This window comes from Rhizobium sp. ZK1, assembly GCF_047782645.1.
GTDB lineage: Bacteria > Pseudomonadota > Alphaproteobacteria > Rhizobiales > Rhizobiaceae > Rhizobium.
This window is the reverse complement of sequence record NZ_CP180587.1, coordinates 1510625-1526748: the sequence shown is the minus strand read 5'-3', so window position 1 is coordinate 1526748 and position 16124 is coordinate 1510625. Positions and strand designations below refer to the sequence as shown.

Annotated in this window: 15 protein-coding genes and 3 pseudogenes; 9 read left to right on the top strand and 9 right to left on the bottom strand. The window is 57.4% G+C overall.

Going from position 1 to position 16124, the window contains the following annotated elements; translation table 11 throughout:
• Positions 1-251: 251 nt before the first annotated feature.
• The 3 genes and pseudogenes from ACK9YZ_RS29620 (at position 252) to ACK9YZ_RS29610 (ending at position 5029) form a co-directional block, all read left to right on the top strand.
• Entirely contained in the window at positions 252-1403 is a 1152-nt protein-coding gene (locus ACK9YZ_RS29620; protein ID WP_416067116.1) for an alpha/beta hydrolase, read from the top strand.
• A 446-nt stretch (positions 1404-1849) separates the two neighbouring features.
• Positions 1850-2885, top strand: a pseudogene (locus ACK9YZ_RS29615) (IS5 family transposase).
• A 233-nt stretch (positions 2886-3118) separates the two neighbouring features.
• On the top strand, positions 3119-5029 hold the full coding sequence (locus tag ACK9YZ_RS29610; protein WP_416067115.1) for an alkyl/aryl-sulfatase: 1911 nt from the start codon (positions 3119-3121) through the stop codon (positions 5027-5029).
• A 274-nt stretch (positions 5030-5303) separates the two neighbouring features.
• Here the strand turns inward: ACK9YZ_RS29610 and ACK9YZ_RS29605 are convergent, their stop codons facing one another.
• A complete protein-coding gene (locus tag ACK9YZ_RS29605) occupies positions 5304-6095 on the bottom strand; it encodes a hypothetical protein (protein WP_416067114.1) in 792 nt (263 codons plus the stop codon).
• Between the two features lie 186 nt (positions 6096-6281).
• Between ACK9YZ_RS29605 and ACK9YZ_RS29600 the strand changes: the two are divergent.
• A pseudogene (locus tag ACK9YZ_RS29600) lies at positions 6282-6960 on the top strand (ISAs1 family transposase); the annotation flags it as partial.
• Between the two features lie 40 nt (positions 6961-7000).
• Here the strand turns inward: ACK9YZ_RS29600 and ACK9YZ_RS29595 are convergent.
• From ACK9YZ_RS29595 to ACK9YZ_RS29575, 5 genes are all read right to left on the bottom strand, one after another.
• Positions 7001-8116 (bottom strand): TRAP transporter substrate-binding protein, encoded by a 1116-nt coding sequence (locus tag ACK9YZ_RS29595; RefSeq protein ID WP_416067113.1) that lies wholly within the window; start codon positions 8114-8116, stop codon positions 7001-7003.
• Positions 8117-8188: 72 nt separating this feature from the next.
• Positions 8189-9769 (bottom strand): TRAP transporter large permease, encoded by a 1581-nt coding sequence (locus ACK9YZ_RS29590; RefSeq protein ID WP_416067112.1) that lies wholly within the window; start codon positions 9767-9769, stop codon positions 8189-8191.
• 16 nt (positions 9770-9785) lie between these two features.
• Entirely contained in the window at positions 9786-10334 is a 549-nt protein-coding gene (locus ACK9YZ_RS29585; RefSeq protein WP_416067111.1) for a TRAP transporter small permease subunit, read from the bottom strand.
• A 117-nt stretch (positions 10335-10451) separates the two neighbouring features.
• On the bottom strand, positions 10452-11099 hold the full coding sequence (locus ACK9YZ_RS29580; protein ID WP_216760145.1) for a response regulator: 648 nt from the start codon (positions 11097-11099) through the stop codon (positions 10452-10454).
• Positions 11096-12478 carry a cache domain-containing protein gene (locus ACK9YZ_RS29575; protein ID WP_216760146.1) on the bottom strand — a complete coding sequence of 461 codons (1383 nt, stop codon included), beginning with the start codon at positions 12476-12478 and terminating at the stop codon, positions 11096-11098. The genes ACK9YZ_RS29580 and ACK9YZ_RS29575 overlap by 4 nt, the downstream gene beginning before the upstream one ends.
• A 152-nt stretch (positions 12479-12630) precedes the next feature.
• Between ACK9YZ_RS29575 and ACK9YZ_RS29570 the strand changes: the two genes are divergently transcribed.
• From ACK9YZ_RS29570 to ACK9YZ_RS29560, 3 genes are all read left to right on the top strand, one after another.
• Positions 12631-12771: a hypothetical protein gene (locus ACK9YZ_RS29570; RefSeq protein WP_216760147.1), complete on the top strand. Its 141-nt coding sequence runs from the start codon at positions 12631-12633 to the stop codon at positions 12769-12771.
• A 325-nt stretch (positions 12772-13096) separates the two neighbouring features.
• Positions 13097-13354 (top strand): hypothetical protein, encoded by a 258-nt coding sequence (locus tag ACK9YZ_RS29565; protein ID WP_416067110.1) that lies wholly within the window; start codon positions 13097-13099, stop codon positions 13352-13354.
• Positions 13355-13402: 48 nt separating this feature from the next.
• A complete protein-coding gene (locus ACK9YZ_RS29560) occupies positions 13403-13897 on the top strand; it encodes an invasion associated locus B family protein (protein ID WP_416067109.1) in 495 nt (164 codons plus the stop codon).
• Between the two features lie 252 nt (positions 13898-14149).
• Here ACK9YZ_RS29560 and ACK9YZ_RS29555 read toward each other — a convergent pair.
• A pseudogene (locus ACK9YZ_RS29555) lies at positions 14150-14262 on the bottom strand (glutaredoxin); the annotation flags it as partial.
• 359 nt (positions 14263-14621) lie between these two features.
• The gene (locus ACK9YZ_RS29550) at positions 14622-14750 is read right to left on the bottom strand and encodes a hypothetical protein (RefSeq protein WP_301925087.1); all 129 of its coding nucleotides are present in this window, start codon (positions 14748-14750) and stop codon (positions 14622-14624) included.
• A 101-nt stretch (positions 14751-14851) separates the two neighbouring features.
• On the opposite strand from ACK9YZ_RS29550, the gene ACK9YZ_RS29545 reads away from it, so the two are divergent.
• Positions 14852-15244, top strand: coding sequence for a response regulator (locus tag ACK9YZ_RS29545; RefSeq protein ID WP_416067108.1), 393 nt, complete (start codon positions 14852-14854; stop codon positions 15242-15244).
• A gap of 20 nt (positions 15245-15264) precedes the next feature.
• Positions 15265-15567: a hypothetical protein gene (locus ACK9YZ_RS29540; protein WP_216760151.1), complete on the top strand. Its 303-nt coding sequence runs from the start codon at positions 15265-15267 to the stop codon at positions 15565-15567.
• 81 nt (positions 15568-15648) lie between these two features.
• Here ACK9YZ_RS29540 and ACK9YZ_RS29535 read toward each other — a convergent pair whose 3' ends face one another.
• Entirely contained in the window at positions 15649-16062 is a 414-nt protein-coding gene (locus ACK9YZ_RS29535) for a hypothetical protein (RefSeq protein ID WP_216760152.1), read from the bottom strand.
• Positions 16063-16124 lie beyond the last annotated feature (62 nt).

The following is a 16124-nucleotide window of genomic DNA, read 5'->3' as shown; positions in this document are numbered from 1 at the left end:
CAGATTTTGGCAGTCTGTGGCCGAGGGGATCATCATCGATGCAAGTTGTTCAGCTTCATTTTTTGTCGTCCGGCCGACACGGGAATATGAATACCGCAAGTAATAACTGGAATTCATCTACCGCACCCGCTGCGGATAGTTTAGAACAAGGAAGTGCTTCGCCTCATGCGTGTAGCCAGGTGAGCGAGCCGAACCGATTGCCTTTCTTGTTGAACGACTTTAACAGCTTCTCAGGGAACTAGATCGAGCCCGTGTCCTCAATTCGATTGTCCGTCATTGTGATCATTCTGTTGGCTCTCGTCGGCTGTGGCGGACCACGCGCGGTGCTTGGCCTTCCCATTACATCATCGTCAGGAGCAGAATCGCGGGCAATCGTTCCGATCTACGTCGCGACTACGCGTACCCGATCCAACAATCTTTCCCTGCCATATTCGGCCGAGCGGTCGAAGACGTTGAATTTTGCGAAACTAGACATTGGTATCCCGCAAAACCACGTTGCCGGCCGCGTCGAGAAAAGCGGACGGAGCCCTGATCCAAGCAGGCACTTTTCAGCACGGACCTATCAGCCGATTGCCGAGCGGCAGGACTTCGTCAGGCAGCTGAATGTCGCGCTCGCGCAACGCTCGCCGGAAAATCGCGAGATCTTCATTTTCGTCCACGGATACAACAACAACTTCGCCGACAGCGTCTTCCGCAACGCCCAGATCAGCTATGACTACGGTATCAAGTCGGTCTCGCTGCATTACGCCTGGCCGTCAGGAGCATCGATCCCACTTTACGTCTTTGATCGCGACAGCGCCCTTGTTGGCCGGCGAGGACTTGCCGAGACGATCGAGATCGCGGCAGCGACCAATGCGAAGAGAATCATTGTGGTTGGCCATTCCATGGGCGCTTATGTCGTCACGGAAGCTTTGCGCGATCTGGCCCTCAGGGGACGCACCAGCACGTTGAAGCGCCTGGGTGGCGTGGTTCTCGCCGCACCTGATATCGATGTCGACGTCTTCCTGAGCCAGATCGACGACATTGGTGACATCCCGCGACCGTTTGCAATCATCGTCTCACAGCGCGATCGCGCGCTCGGATTTTCCCGGCGATTGGCGGGCGGCCTCCCGCGTGTCGGCAGCGGCTCCGAGGTCGCCGTCCTTCAAAAGAGAGAGATCGCGGTTATCGATGTCTCTGATGTCGATGGCGGCCGGCACAGCGTCTTTGCCAGTTCACCGACACTGATGGACGTGGTCAACAACGATGCCTTGATACGCAGTGTACTTAGAGAGGACGAGGGACCTGCCGGCCAGACAATGCTCGCCGACGGCGCATCGGTGATCGAGGGTGCTGCATCACTGATAATTTTCCTTCCAAGCCGCATTCTGGGTGGGATCGCACAGGCGGCCGCCAGCCAATAGCCGCCATTGGGGCCAAGATTGTGGGCCTGCTGCCGGCACATCAGATTGGAAGAATCCTCAGAGTGCCCAGCAGATAGATCGCGATTGCATAATAGAGTATATAGAGTGCGTATGTCTGTCCGTTGCCGGTGTAGATGTATCGCACTCGTCCCGCTGTGCCGACCGTCAGATCGCAGATACCATCCCAGATGAAGTTTGCAATTGGGGTGACGAGTGGGGCAAACGCCGATCGATAGAAGGCGTAAAAATGAGCCGTGCTAACGGGAATGGAGCGCCCGCGCCCGGTTCGATAGACCAACGCGAAGCCCCCAAAAGGACCGCTGTGATCGCGACAGTGATCACCATGACAGGGACAGGATTCCAATAGCTACAAGCTGTTGAAAGAGGCGCTGGCGCATAGGCCGTTGTCGTGATTCACTCGCTTTATTGCGATTTGAAACTGATAGATGCGCGGCGGGGATGTGAAGACGGGTCATGTCAACCGGGAGGGTCGTGTTCGTCGTGATCATCCGCTGCGGGCCATCCGGCAGATCGTGAACGAGGCGGGGGTTTTGCTGGAACGGGAGTATGTAGCGCTTTATTCACCGATTGGGCGGCCATCAATCGCCCCAGAAAAGCTTCTGCGTGCCATGCTGTTGCAAGCCTTCTATTCGATCCGTTCGGAACGACTTCTGATGGAGCGGTTGGAATACGACCTTCTGTTCCGTTGGTTCGTCGACATCGGCATCGATGATCCCGCTTGGGACCATTCGGTGTTTTCGAAGAACCGCGACCGGTTGCTTGATGGTGACATCGCTGCGAAGTTCCTGGGTGCGATCCTTTCTCAGCCCAAGGTAAAGCGACTGCTGTCAACGGATCATTTTTCTGTCGATGGCACGCTGATCGAAGCCTGGGCGTCGATGAAGAGCGTCAAGCCGAAGGACGGCCCAAGGGGCGATGATGGCGAACCACCATCGGGTGCGAGCGGTCGGAATGCGGAAGCAGACTTCCACGGCGAAAGGCGTTCCAACGAGACGCATGCTTCAACGACCGACCCGGATGCAAGACTTTACAAGAAGGGCAAAGGCAAGGAGGCCAAGCTGTGCTTCATGGGACATGGGCTGATGGAAAATCGCCATGGCCTGCTGGTCGATGCCTATCTGACAGAGGCCAGCGGATATGCTGAACGGGTAGCGGCGCTTACCATGATCGAGCCTTTCGCCGGCCGGACACGAGCGATCACGCTGGGTGCCGACAAGGCCTATGACACAAAGGACTTCGTCAAAGATTTGCGGTCGATGAAGGTGACACCCGCATGTGGCGCAGAACATCAACGGTCGTCGTTCGGCCATCGACGGGCGAACGACGCGCCATTGCGGCTACAAGGTCAGCTTGCGTATCCGCAAGCGCATCGAGGAGGCGTTCGGCTGGATCAAGACCGTCGCAGGGCAGGGCAAGGCGAGGTTTGACCAGGATCAATGCGATTCGCACCAGATTGAGTGATCCTTAATGGATATTTTCAATCTGATCAGGAGCATAAGATGACTACGAGACGTCAATTCATCAGTGCGCTTCCTGCTGCAGGCGCCGCGCTGACGATCGGAGGCAACCTCTTTCTGGAGAACAATCCTGCGCGAGCAGCGACGTCAACTCAGCCGTTGTCAAACCACTACCATCCCAAAGGCTAGGCTCCATCCAGCTTCACAAAAGCGATACTTGAGGATGCCAAGGCAACATTGCCCTTCGCCGACCAAAAAGACTTCGAAGAGCAGAAGAAGGGCCTTATCGCGCCGATGACTGACATGAAGATCATGGCCGACGCCGGCCACGTCGCATGGGACATGGAACGCTTCAAGTTTCTTGATCAACAGGAGGAGTTTGACAGTATCCATCCATCCTTACACCGTCTTTCGCGCCTAAATAACAACTACGGCCTTTACGAAGTCATTCCTGGTATCTACCAGGTGCGGGGATTCGACCTTTCGAACATTACGTTTGTTCGCGGCAAGACCGGCTGGATCGTCTTTGACCCTATGGTGAGCGGGGAACCCGTCAGGGCCGCTTGGAACCTTTTTCAAAAGAACGTTGGTATGGGCCTGCCAGTCACCGCGGTGATCTATTCCCATACGCACGGGGACCACTGGGGTGGGGTTCGGGCGATCGTCGATGAAGACGATGTTCGTTCGGGTAAGGTTGCGATGATTGCACCGGCAGAGTTCATGGACTTCACCATCTCGGAGAACGTTTATGCCGGCAACGCGATGAACCGCCGTCTCTTTTATCAATACGGTCTGCTGCTACCGGCCGCGCCTCATGGTTATGTAGGTCAGGGACTAGGACAAGGGGTTTCGGCAGGCGCAACCGGACTTATCGCTCCAAATCGCTTCGTCTCCGACCCAATTGAGGAATTTGAGGTCGACGGCATCCGTATGATCTTTCAAAATACACCCAATACCGAAGCGCCTCGCGAGATGAATACATACATCCCTGAATTGAAGGCGCTGTGGATGGCAGAGAATATAATTGCCTCACTGCATAACATTTATACGCTGCGCGGCGCGCCGGTGCGAGATCCCCTGAACTGGTCCAAGTATATCGCCCAAGCTCTCCACCTCTATGGTGAAGAGGCCGAGGTAATGTTCGCCTCCCATCATTGGCCGAGATGGGGGAACGAGAGAGTGCAGGAGGTCATGCGAGCGCAGCGCGACCTTTATGCAAACATGAACAATCAGGTCCTTCACCTTGCCAACCAGGGCGTGACCATTAACGAGGTCCATAATGTCTACAAGCTGCCAAAAGGGCTGCGAGACAAGTGGTACTGCCGCGGCTATCACGGCTCCCCCGAGCACAATGCCCGCGGTGTAATCCAGCGCTACCTGGGCTTTTGGGACTGCAATCCGACGACACTCATTCCACTCTCGCCTGCCGATTCCGCGCCGCTCTATGTCGAGATGATGGGAGGTTCAGGCAAGATCCTGGAGAGAGCGAGCGCGTTGCACGACGAAGGCAAATATTTGTTAGCGAGCGAAATTCTCAACAAGTTGGTGCTGGCAGAGCCTAACAATGGGGTTGCCAAGGATCTGCTCGCCGATGTCTTCGAGCAACTCGGCTACCAGCAAGAAAATCCCGGATTGCGCAATAGTTTCCTGGCGGCAGCCTACGAGCTTCGAACAGGCATACCACAGGGCGAAACTGCTAACACTAGCAGTCCCGATGTCATTCGTGCAATGTCAACCGAGCTCTTTCTCAACTTCCTCGGTATCCGCATGGACAGCCGCCTGGCGGAGGGCATGCGGTTTACGATCAACCTAGTCACACCAGACAATGGTGAAAAGTTTATAGTCGAGATGGAGAATGCCACGCTCACCAACATCGCCGGCTTTCAATCTCCGAAGCCAGATCTCACCCTGACCATCAATCGCTCCGACCTGGAACAAACCATGATGGGAAAGAAGACGCTCGAAGCTCAACTGGCGAGCGGCGTCGCCAAGGCCGACGGCGATATCAGCGTACTGGCAAAGCTGGCGTCGACTATGGTCGATTTCGACCCCCGTTTTGAGATCATGCCGGGAACCAAAGCTCGGACAACGGTGGTTGCCCACGCGGATCCGTACGAGGCGGTACCGACGAAACCGATCGCTGAATAGAAGTGCAATGCCCGTGGTGCCATTTGAGACAGCTCCGGCATTATAGTGCGAGTTTGGGAGAGTGGCTGAGGGGGAGTCGCTAGTGAAATCCCATCCAGATTTTCTTTGGGGCAGCGCTGGCCTTGAGTACGCTTGGAGCGACCCCGGTGTTGGCGTCTGACCCCGCAATGGGCGTGCCGTCACCCGAAAACGCCTCGGTCGACAATCTCCAGCCGCTCAGCGTCGCACCATTTTTGGGCGGCTGGCATACGCGGAGATGTCGGAGCGTGCTGTTCTAGAAGTGGACGACCAGACCAAGAATCGGGCCCTGCTGGACGGCATCGAATACAAAGCCGTCGTTGCTGTAATCCACGCCCAAGGCTCTGTACCCGAGTACGGAGGAAATCCGGTCGTTGAACTTGTAGCCGATCGTCGCCGCTACGTCCCAGTCTATGTCGGCAGCTCCGCCGCCGACGAGGCCCCAGCCGGCCAGGAATACTCTGGGCGTGATCGAATAGTCTGCGCGAAAACCGCCCAGTGCATCGATCCAGGTGTCGCCGTCGCTACGCGAACGACTACCGAGAAGTCCACCGCTCACGAAGACTGTGGTGTCGACCGACCACACGCGAGCAGCACCGACAATGTCCAGCTTTCCTCGGCTGCCTTCGAGTACGGTATATCCAGCTCCGATGGTTCCTGCGAACGTCTCCGCGTCAACGCCGGCTTGCGTTGCTAGGATACCGAGAGGTGTTCCCGTGTCGCCCGAGAGCTTGGTGTACATAAGATCGACGAAGACGCTGTAGGACCCGTAGCGGGCTTCGCCGATCCCCATGGCAGCGAAATCGAGATGCTCGAAAAGATCGCTGAAGCTGGCGTCCACACCGACCGTCGGCAGCCCGAAGACACCCACGTCACCGGACAGGTCCGGCGCCCAAAAATAAGGCGCAATCGTAAATTCCCAACCGTTCTCCGTCGTAACTTTTTGCGCTTCGGGCGAAACCGTCATTCCCATGTCAGCACCGAGGGCGCTACCACCGAAGACGTGCAATTCCAGGCAGCACAAAGCACAAGCAATAACAGGCCTCATAGGTTCCCTCAACTTTTCACCTCGCGCCCCCATCGTGCGTTATATTAGATTATGCTTCAATTACGCGATTCGTTCAATCGGCCGATGCTGCACCCTCAGGGCAATCGCTTCAGCTTTGCTTTTTTGCTGTGGCGTTGAGAGGTGTGGGTGTGATTCATGAGGAGCTTCAAATCGACGGAGCCGTTCATGCCAGCCCCTCACACATCTCCACGCGCCATTCTTGATCATTTTGCGGCGCTTTCCGACCCGCGAGAGTGTTGGCGGGTGGTTTATCCGCTGCCGGAGTTTCTGCTGCTTGTGCTGTGTGCGACACTGAGCGGCATGGAGGATTTCGTCGAGATCCTGCTTCCCGTCACGGGTCGACGCGTTGCGGGATGGCAAGCCAGACGTCATCGCGATTGATGGCAAGCATCCCGGCGGACCCACGCGCGCAGCCGAGGGCAAGAACCACTGCATATGGAGTCAGCATGGGCAACCCGTCAGCGGCTGGTTATTGGTCAGGAGGCGAGCGATGTCAAATCAAACGAGATCACGGCTATCCCGCTTCTCCTGGAACGACTTGAGTTGACCGGTGCCATCGTCACCATCGATGCCATGGGCACTCAGTCAGCCATTGCCGAGACGTTCGTCCGGCGCGGCGGTGATTATCTCCTTGCCCTCAAAGCCAACCGGCCTGCCACCTATGACGACGTCGCACGCTTCTTCGCCGATCCGCCTGCCGATAGGATTGAAACGGACACGGCAACTGTCGAGAATGATCATGGCCGGATCGAGCGGCGTTGGTACATCGTCTGCCACGATGTCGATTGACCGACCTCCAACCTCCGACCGCCGATATCCCGATGAACCGCGCTTTCCCCATCTCGCTCGAAGGGAGAGCCGGGCGAACCCGGCTCCATGGCAGATCATTTCTTGGCCGCCTGAGCGGCGTACATGTAGCTGTCGTAGCTATATTCAGCGACACGGAACCATTCGAAACTCTCGTCGCGAAACTTTTTCCAGCCCGGATAGATCTTTGCCCAGGCCGGATGCTTCTGGCCGTACTCGCCGTAGAGCTCGAAGGAGGCCTTGTAAGCGGCGTCCATGACGTCGCGGGGCAGGGGACGCAGCTTGACGCCCTTGCCGACGAGCGAGCGGATAGCAGCCGTATTCTTGACGTCGTAGAGCGCCTGCATATTGATGTTCGCGGCCTTGCAAGCCGTGTCGAGCGCTGCCTTATAGGTATCTGGCAGGCCTTCGTATTGCGACTTGTTGATGAAGAAATGGATCGTCAGGCCGCCTTCCCAGTAGGCCGGGTAGTAATAGTTCTGGGCGATCTGGTAGAAGCCGAGCTTCTCATCATCGTAAGGACCAATCCACTCGGCGGCGTCGATCGTGCCGCGCTCAAGCGCGGGGTAGATATCGCCACCCGGGAGTTGCTGCGGTACGACGCCAAGGCGCGACATGACTTCGCCGGCAACGCCTGCGATCCGCATCTTGACACCCTTGAGATCCGCGACCGACTTGATCTCCTTGCGGAACCAGCCGCCCATCTGGGCACCTGTGGCGCCGCCCGGAATGCCGACCACGCCATAGTCCGACAAGAATTCATTGTAAGCTTCGTTGCCGCCACCATGATAGAGCCAGGCGTTCTGCTGTCGACCGTTCAGGCCGAAGGGGATGGTGGAACCGATCGCGAATGTCGGATCCTTGCCCGTGAAATAATAGCCGCAGGTATGGGCAAGCTCGACCGTATTCGACTTGACCGCATCGATCGCCTGGGCGCCGGGCACAAGTTCACCTGCCTGGAAGACCTGGATCTGGAACTTGCCCTCGGTGATCTTGTTCAGTGCATCGGCCATGACCACCGCACCGCCGTAGATCGTGTCGAGGTTGTTCGGGAAGCCGGATGTCAGGCGCCAGCGAAGCGTCGGCGTGCTCTGGGCGATTGCGGGAGCGGCAAGCGAAGCGCCTGCAACGGTGGCAGCGCCCGCCAGCGCGCCTTTCGTCAAGAAGCCTCTACGGCCCATGTCTTTCGTCATGATTGTCCTCCTCTGTGGGTTAATCCTGCCGCATGGAGCGCGGCAGCGATCTCAGTCCTTTCCCTGTGAACGTCAGGGATTAGATCCATTCTGCTCCGGATCGCCGAAGCTTGGCGTCGGCGATCCGAAATCGGGTGCCGGCGCGTCGAAGGCCGGTGGCGTGGGTTCACCCTCTGATGGCTCGGCTCCGAAGGGAGCGGCCGGTGTGCCGAAGGGATTGGCTCCATCCTCGCCAGGCATCGGCACGTTCAACTCGATCGTCGACGGATCGACGGCCACACGGCCCGACTTGTAGTGCGTCACGAGTTGCGGGAAGGCGATGACGATGATCACCGTGGCTAACTGGATGCCGAGATAAGGCAGAGCGCCCATGTAGATTTGGCCCGATGTAACCGGCTGGATCGTCTCGCCGGTCATCCGGTCCTTGTAAGCACGCGTCGGCGCGACCGACCGAAGGTAGAACAGCGAGAAGCCGAAGGGCGGGTGCATGAACGAGGTCTGCATGTTGATCGCCAGCATGACACCGAACCAGATCAGGTCGATACCGAGGCTATCGGCGACCGGTGCCAATAGCGGAATGATGATGAAGGCGAGCTCGAAATAGTCGAGAAAGAAGGCCAGGAAGAAGACGAGCAGGTTGGCGACGATCAGGAAGCCGACTTCGCCGCCCGGGATAGACGTCATCAGATGTTCCACCCAGACATGGCCGTTGACGCCATAGAAGGTCAAAGAGAAGACGCGGGCGCCAAGAAGAATGAAGATCACGAAGGACGAGAGCTTCGCCGTCGCATAGAGCGCCGACTTGACCATCGCCAGATCGAGACGGCGGTTGATGGCAGCGAGTGCCAGAGCACCAACCGCACCCATCGCGCCGCCTTCCGTCGGCGTCGCAAGGCCGATGAAGATGGTGCCGAGAACGAGAAAGATCAGGACCAGCGGCGGCACGAGCGAGATGACGACGCGCTGCAGGAGCCTCCAGCCCTTGAGCGTGCGCGCAGCGGGCGGCAGTGCCGGTACACTCGGCGGCCGCAGGATCGACATCGTGATGATGTAGAGAGCGTAGGCGGCAACGAGCAGCAGGCCCGGAACGAGCGCGCCCTTGTACATGTCGCCGACAGAACGGCCAAGCTGGTCGGCGAGGATGATGAGCACAAGGCTTGGCGGAATGATCTGTGCCAAGGTGCCTGAGGCCGCGATCGTGCCGGCGGCGACGCGCCGGTCATACCCGTAGCGCAGCATGATCGGCAGCGAGATCAGGCCCATCGAGATGACCGATGCCGCCACGACGCCGGTCGTCGCAGCCAGGATTGCACCGACGAAAATGACCGCGAAGGCGAGACCGCCGCGAACCGGACCAAACAACTGCCCGATCGTGTCGAGCAGATCCTCGGCCATGCCGCTTCGTTCCAGGATCAGTCCCATGAAGGTGAAGAACGGGATAGCCAACAGCGTCTCGTTCGACATCTGGCCGAAAATGCGATCGGGGATGGCACCGAAGAGGTTGACGGGCAAAAGCCCCATCTCGATGCCCACGAAGCCGAAGATGAACCCGACGAAGGCGAGGGCGAAGGCCACGGGATAGCCGAGCAGGAGTACGACGATCAGTGACAGGAACATGATCGGCGCGAGGTTTTCCGCGAAAAATTCAAACATGATCGGGATCCTGGCCTTAGAGGGTCTGCGCTTCGGTGTCTGCGATCGCGATGGCGTCGGGCAAGTCGCCACGAAGGATCGCAATCCGCTTGATGAGTTCGGAAACGCCCTGAAGTGCGAGCAGCCCGAAACCAAGCGGAATCATCGCCCAGACCGGCCAGAGGATGAGCCCGCCGGTGTTGTTGGATATTTCCCCGGTCGAAAACTTCTCGATCACCGTCGGCCAGGAGAGGTAGATGGTGATAAAGCAAAACGGGAACAAAAAGAGGATCGTGCCGAGGACTTCGATCCAGAGCTGGACCCGACGGGAAAGGCGCCCATAGACCAGATCCACCTTGACATGCTCGTTGCTCATCAAAGTCCACGCGGCCGCGACCAGGAATGCGGCGGAGAACAGGTACCACTGCGCCTCCAGCCACGCATTGGAACTCAGATTGAAGAGCTTGCGTGTCGTCGCGTTGACGGCGCTGATCAGAACTGCCAGCAGCAGAAGCCAGGAAACGGCTTTCCCGAAAAAGGTATTGATCGCGTCTACCGCCCGCGATAGCGCCAAAAATCCAGCCATGATGTCCTCCCGAAACCGCAGGCAGCGGTCGGCGAAGACACGTACGGACTGCTTTCAGGCGACGCAATATGAGAGAGTGGTCAATTGAGGGCCTCTACCCAGTAGTGGGTAGAACGCTCAGCCCGCCGATGTCAGGCCATGCTCTATTGCGATGCGTGTCAGGTCGGCGGTGGTTGAAACCCCTAGTTTGCGCTTGATGGTCTTGCGATGCGTTTCGATGGTCGCGACCGACAGATTGAGCAGTCCGGCTATGTCCCGGTTGCTTCGCCCCATGGCAAGATGCGTCAGGATTTCGCGCTCGCGTGCCGTGATCGGCAACGGATCGTTGTCCTGCTTCCGCCTGGGCTGGAGAAGCACCTCCGAAACCCCGGTGGAAAAATAGGTGCCGCCGGCGGCTACTGTTTCGATCGCTCGGACAATCTCTTCATTGGGGACGTCTTTGAGGATATAGCCCGAGGCGCCTTTGAGGACCGATGCGGATATATATTCGCGGCTGTCGTGCATTGACAGCATGAGGACCCTGGTCGACGGGGCAGCGCCCTTGAAGAGCTCTATTGCATCGATGCCGCTGATCTGCGGCATGTTGATGTCCAGGAGGACGATGTCGGGGGGGTGTCGCGCTGATATGTCAAGGCCTGCTTGAACAGCTCCGGCGGTGCCGACGACTTTTATGTGCTCGTAGGTCTCCAGCACTGCGCGCAGCCCCTCGAGAACGAGCGGGTGATTGTCGACGAGAATGACGGAAATATCTCGCTTTCTCTTCATGCTGCTTTCGCTGGCGTTGTCGCATTGGCCGATTTGGGAAACATGGCGGTCAGTGCCGTGCCATGCTCATTGGTTTGAACGATCAAAATGCCCCGAAAATGCGCCATTCGTTCCTGCATGTTTCTAAGCCCGAGCCCACCCGAGTAGGTCTGGCTTTCATTCGCCGGTTTTCTGGCGAACCCAATCCCGTTGTCCGCGATCAACATGCGTACACGGCCTTTCGTACTCCAGATCCTGATTGAGACCTGAGAGGCTTCGGCATGCCGTTCAACATTTGCGAGCGCCTCCTGCGCTATCCGGTAGAGTGCCGTATTGGCTTCGGGTTTAAGCGTGTCGGGGCTTGAGGATTCCACCGATACGGTGATGCCCGTCCGCTCTTGAAAACGATTGCCAAGCGACGTCAATGCGGCGGTCAGTCCGAGATCGTCGAGAATACGTGGGCGCAATTCATGCGACAGATCCCTGACTTCCTTGATCGCTCCATTCAATGCGTCGATCCCCCGATCGATCGCCGCAACGGCGTCGGCGGTATTTGCCCTGACCTTGCGAGAGGCGAGATCAAAGGCATAGCGGACGCCGACCAGGTTTTGCGAAACGCCATCGTGCAGTTCCCGCGCGAGTCTCGCTCGCTCCTCCTCCTGCGTATCGATAATGCGTTGCGTCAGCAGTTTCTGTTTGCCATCGGCCATGCGGCGCTCATGAAGGGTAATGCCCATGCAAGTTACAAAGACAAGCAGAACCGACGGAATGGCGATCAATGTCACGACGACAAAGGTGTGCCTGATGCTCTGCTTCAGATCCGCCTTGGCGGCCGCGGTCTGGGCAAAGACATCGTCGAGATAAACGCCGGTACCGATCATCCAACGCCATTTGTCTAGGCCTGCCGCAAAGGACAGCTTGTCGGCCATCGATCCGCTGGAAGGCTTCTCCCATTTATATTGGTGAAGGCCTCCGCCTTCTTTCGCCTTGGAGATCAGGTTCGCAATCACCTGATCACCGTCAGGATCGGTGAGGTCCAGCCAGTTGCGGCCCGGCCTGAATGATTGGCGCGGATGAACGACGTTATTGCCGTCGTAGTCGTAAACGAAGAAATACCCGTCCTGCCCGTAGTCAAGGGACGTCAATATCTGCCTGACCTGTTCCTTTGCCTGCTCATCGTCCGGTCCCGCAGCGTCGTAGGCATCCTTGATCGCCGACAGAGCAAGGTTTGTCAGATTGAGAAGCTCGCTCTCTTTGGCCTTCAGCATGTTGCGTTCGAACGCCTCGATGCTGCTCTGGGCCAGATTCGAGGACTGCCATGTCGTGAAGGCCGTGATCAGGGTGATCGCGAGCATAAGTGGAAGAACCGCAAGGGCAAGGATCTGATGGCGAAGTTGCAAGGTAACTGCCTCTCATGAAACGGCGAGACTAGCCTCGCCGTTATTATTCGAAACAAGCGTCGAATGTGAAGCCTCATCAAAGCCGAGCTGTGAAACAGCATTGACTGGCGCCTAGCCAATAAATATATCATCACATGATATAGGAGTTGCCGATGGGAAGAGATATCAAGATCGTGCTCGTGGCGACAATCGGCGCCCTTATCGTCTGTACCGTCTGCTTCGCCTTATGGGCGTCCTCTGCACCTTACCGGCCGCAATGGGATTTCCCGGGAGAGCGCGGTGTGAGCCGCTGAAATGTCAAACGACATCTGACTTCAATGTCGCTTCAATGTTGGAGAGCCACGTTGGGCAGAAATTTCGCCACGCCGACTTGCAAAGGAAGGCCGAGATCATGAAGCCGAACGGGCTGAGCGCCAGCGGCAACAAATAGGACCATCCCCTTGAGGCGGTAATGCCCGAAGTCCCGGTCTGTACAAGATCGGCGAGCCTGGGAAAACGGACACTTGTTCCTTCGCCCCGGTGCGATACGGTCAATGTCGATTAGCGGCTTGAACCACCGCATCTTCTTATATTATATCATAGGGTGACATTATCCTGAACGTGAACACGGCAGATTTCATGTCCAGCAACAAAACGCCCGCGCCCCTTTCCGACGACATCCTCGCCTTGCGCCTCGGCCTGACGACACGCGAATTCCAGCGGTACCGCGGGCAGGGGCTGATTGTCGTCACGGTCACCGAAGAGGACGAGAACACCGCCAAGGTCACGTGCCAGCTTGGAAATCGCATCTGGGAAGGTTTTGTGGCCAATGGCGAAATCATTGTCGAAGGGGTGAGATTTACGCGCGGTATGCGTTCGAAGACCATAGTGTCCTGACACTGACCACAGACGTCACATCAATTCACGAAGATGAAGAAGATATCAATGAAGAAGCTTGCCTGCCTTATCATCGCTGCGACGTTTGGCTCTATCGGACCCCTTCAGGCGACGCCAAGGATGGTTGGACAAAGCGGCGACTGGCTCATCTATTCCTTCGACAGAGGCGGTAAAGAGACCTGCTATGTTTTGTCGGTGCCGGAAGACGCGAAACCGTTGGGCGTCGATCACGGGAAGAATTACTTCCTTGTCGCGCCGGGCGAGCAGACCAGCCGTCGAGAGCCTGAGGCGATTATGGGCTATCCCTTGAAGCCCGGCTCCATCGCCGAACTATCAGTGGGAGATAAGAAATTCAGGATGTTCACGAAGGGTAACGCTGCCTGGGTGAACAATGAAAAGCGCACGCCGGAACTGATCCGCGCACTCAAAGCCGGTAGCAAGATGGTGCTTCAGGCGACGTCGGCACGCGGGACGGACACGACCTATGTCTATTCCCTTGACGGCATCACCGCAGCTCTGGATCGCAGCTCCAGATGTAACTGAATACAAGCTGCCCTATACCGAAAGCTGCCCGTTCGCCGGACGTGTCGATCTCTGTCTTACGCGCTTGGGCCTCCTGTCCCGGGCAGAAAGAAGCGGATCGATCTGATCTGCCCGGGCCAAACCGGAACAGAAGCCGCTCCGCCTCCTGTCGGCTGACACCGTAGCGACGTCGAAACGCCGCCACGTCATAGGGAGCGAACGCGCGATTGCTCGGCAGGTGGGGGTTCTTTCGTACCGGTCGCGGGAGAGCCTCCTTGCGATCACCCAAATCGCCATTGCGACCATCGTCAGGTTCTCGGTCAGCGAGACGCAGCCGAGGGGACGTTGCTGTCGCCGTCAACGCAGGCGCATTTCAGGTGTCGTTTTTCCAGGTGAAAGGCCCCGGTAACGGTCCCGTCCTCGCGTGGGAAACATACTGTGGGTGACCGGATCTACGGGGAAGGCAGGCGTGCTGCATCTCCATACTCCTTGCTACGAGGAGCACTGGAAAAACCCTGCGACTATTCCACGCTCGCCATATAATATCATGGCGTGACGTAAATGCGCACTTAGAGGCAGAAGATGATATAGATGGCGTCACCCCAGATGCTTGCAACGACGATAGAGACGCAAACAAGAAACAGGCTCACCTGCCGCGACATCATGCGGGAGAACAACCGGTTTGTTCGTGAAGGCTCCAATCGCCAAGAGGCGATCTTCTGATCATTACCGTCCTCACGGATGGTTAATTGATCGAATGATCGGTCCGTACCTGCGAAAGTTCGGACGCTGTCTCGTCGGGAATCGAGGCGATAACAAACATGACGGCGACATAGCTCGCGAATACGGCAGAGATGAAAGCGGTCTTCGTCATCGGCGGCTCCCTTATATCATGTGATGACATTCTTTAATGGTTCGGCGATATTGTCAATCCTGAATGCAGGATGAACGAAGACAGGGCTGGGGGCAGAGGAAGTGAAAATACTTATTGTCGAAGACAACCTGATATTGGCGCAGGATATGCGCGATATCGTATCCGGCTTGGGTTATGAGACGTCGGGCTTAGCCGAGAGCTTTGAGACCGCACGGCTGCTTGCCCCGTTCAGCACGATCGCCCTTGTCGACGTCAACCTCAGCGACGGAGCGACCGGGCAGCGTATCGGACAATATCTTGCAACTGAATTCGGTATATCGGTGGTCATGGTCACGGCAAATCCGCAAGCCATCCAGTCAGGGCTCTCGAACGTCATCGGTGTGATTTCCAAGCCCGTCGATCCGACCATCGTCGGCAACGTGTTGAACTACATCCGTGCAATTCGCGAGGGTCGCGTTGCTCACGCGCCGAGCGAAATACGGCTGTTATCGTGAACAGACAGGGGAGGGGCATCATGCCGGATGAACGTCAGCAACTTGGGCTATGGCTGAGCGCTCTTGAGAGTATTCTTGTCGAACGGAATGTGCTCGATGATAAAGGCCAAATTGCCACGATCAACGTAGAATGCAAGTTTCCAAAGGAGATCGAAGATGCGCTCGATGGGTTCATCGAAAATCCGATAGAACTCGCTGGTCTCTTGAAAATCGCCAGGGACGCTCGGGACGGCCGGCCCTTGTCGCCGGCAGTGCTGAGCGCCGCGCACTTGATGATGCGGGAAGTGCTGTTGGCGCTCAGGCGCGACGATGCTCGCTCCTAGCGGGTTGACAAAAATCGGCCCGCCCGAAATCATTTCGGACGGGCCTGCGCCAGCCGGATATCTCATCACATCCGGCCGATCCTAGCTGCCAGTCACCGCCGTATCGGCAGGAGAGGGCAATTCCTTCAATTTCGCCAGCTGGTCGGCGCAGGCGTCTGCCCCATTGGTCGACTTATCGTCAATGCCGGCAATCGTCGCCCAGCCGCCCTCGTTGATGAAGTCTCCACGTTGCCAGGATGATTTGGCCTTCAGCGCCTTGAGATTCTCTTGGGCATCGCTTGCTGTGACGAAATTGTGGACGCAGATTGCCGCCACAAGATCAGCCTTCGCATCCCGCACCCCGATGTCTCGCATGACGTTCGCGCGTCCTGTCGTCATCCATCCGGCCCAGGTGAAACCGACGACCATCGTCAGTGCCGACGCACCGATCATTGACCATATCCAGAGCGTCTTGGACGGTCGGTAGTGGGCCCAGCCGCTTTCCTGATCTTGCATTGCTGTTCTCCTCTTTTGTATCACAGCATGATATAAAATCGGAAAAACATCAACAGAGAAGC

Excerpts from the sequence above, each read along its gene's own strand:
- ACK9YZ_RS29570 (WP_216760147.1), top strand. The coding sequence starts at position 12,631 with ATGGGAAGAGATATCAAGATCGTGCTCGTGGCGACAATCGGCGCCCTT.
- ACK9YZ_RS29585 (WP_416067111.1), bottom strand. The coding sequence starts at position 10,334 with ATGGCTGGATTTTTGGCGCTATCGCGGGCGGTAGACGCGATCAATACC.
- ACK9YZ_RS29590 (WP_416067112.1), bottom strand. The coding sequence starts at position 9,769 with ATGTTTGAATTTTTCGCGGAAAACCTCGCGCCGATCATGTTCCTGTCA.
- ACK9YZ_RS29580 (WP_216760145.1), bottom strand. The coding sequence starts at position 11,099 with ATGAAGAGAAAGCGAGATATTTCCGTCATTCTCGTCGACAATCACCCG.
- ACK9YZ_RS29605 (WP_416067114.1), bottom strand. The coding sequence starts at position 6,095 with ATGAGGCCTGTTATTGCTTGTGCTTTGTGCTGCCTGGAATTGCACGTC.
- ACK9YZ_RS29535 (WP_216760152.1), bottom strand. The coding sequence starts at position 16,062 with ATGCAAGATCAGGAAAGCGGCTGGGCCCACTACCGACCGTCCAAGACG.
- ACK9YZ_RS29550 (WP_301925087.1), bottom strand. The coding sequence starts at position 14,750 with ATGACGAAGACCGCTTTCATCTCTGCCGTATTCGCGAGCTATGTCGCC.
- ACK9YZ_RS29595 (WP_416067113.1), bottom strand. The coding sequence starts at position 8,116 with ATGACGAAAGACATGGGCCGTAGAGGCTTCTTGACGAAAGGCGCGCTG.
- ACK9YZ_RS29540 (WP_216760151.1), top strand. The coding sequence starts at position 15,265 with ATGCCGGATGAACGTCAGCAACTTGGGCTATGGCTGAGCGCTCTTGAG.
- ACK9YZ_RS29565 (WP_416067110.1), top strand. The coding sequence starts at position 13,097 with ATGTCCAGCAACAAAACGCCCGCGCCCCTTTCCGACGACATCCTCGCC.
- ACK9YZ_RS29560 (WP_416067109.1), top strand. The coding sequence starts at position 13,403 with ATGAAGAAGCTTGCCTGCCTTATCATCGCTGCGACGTTTGGCTCTATC.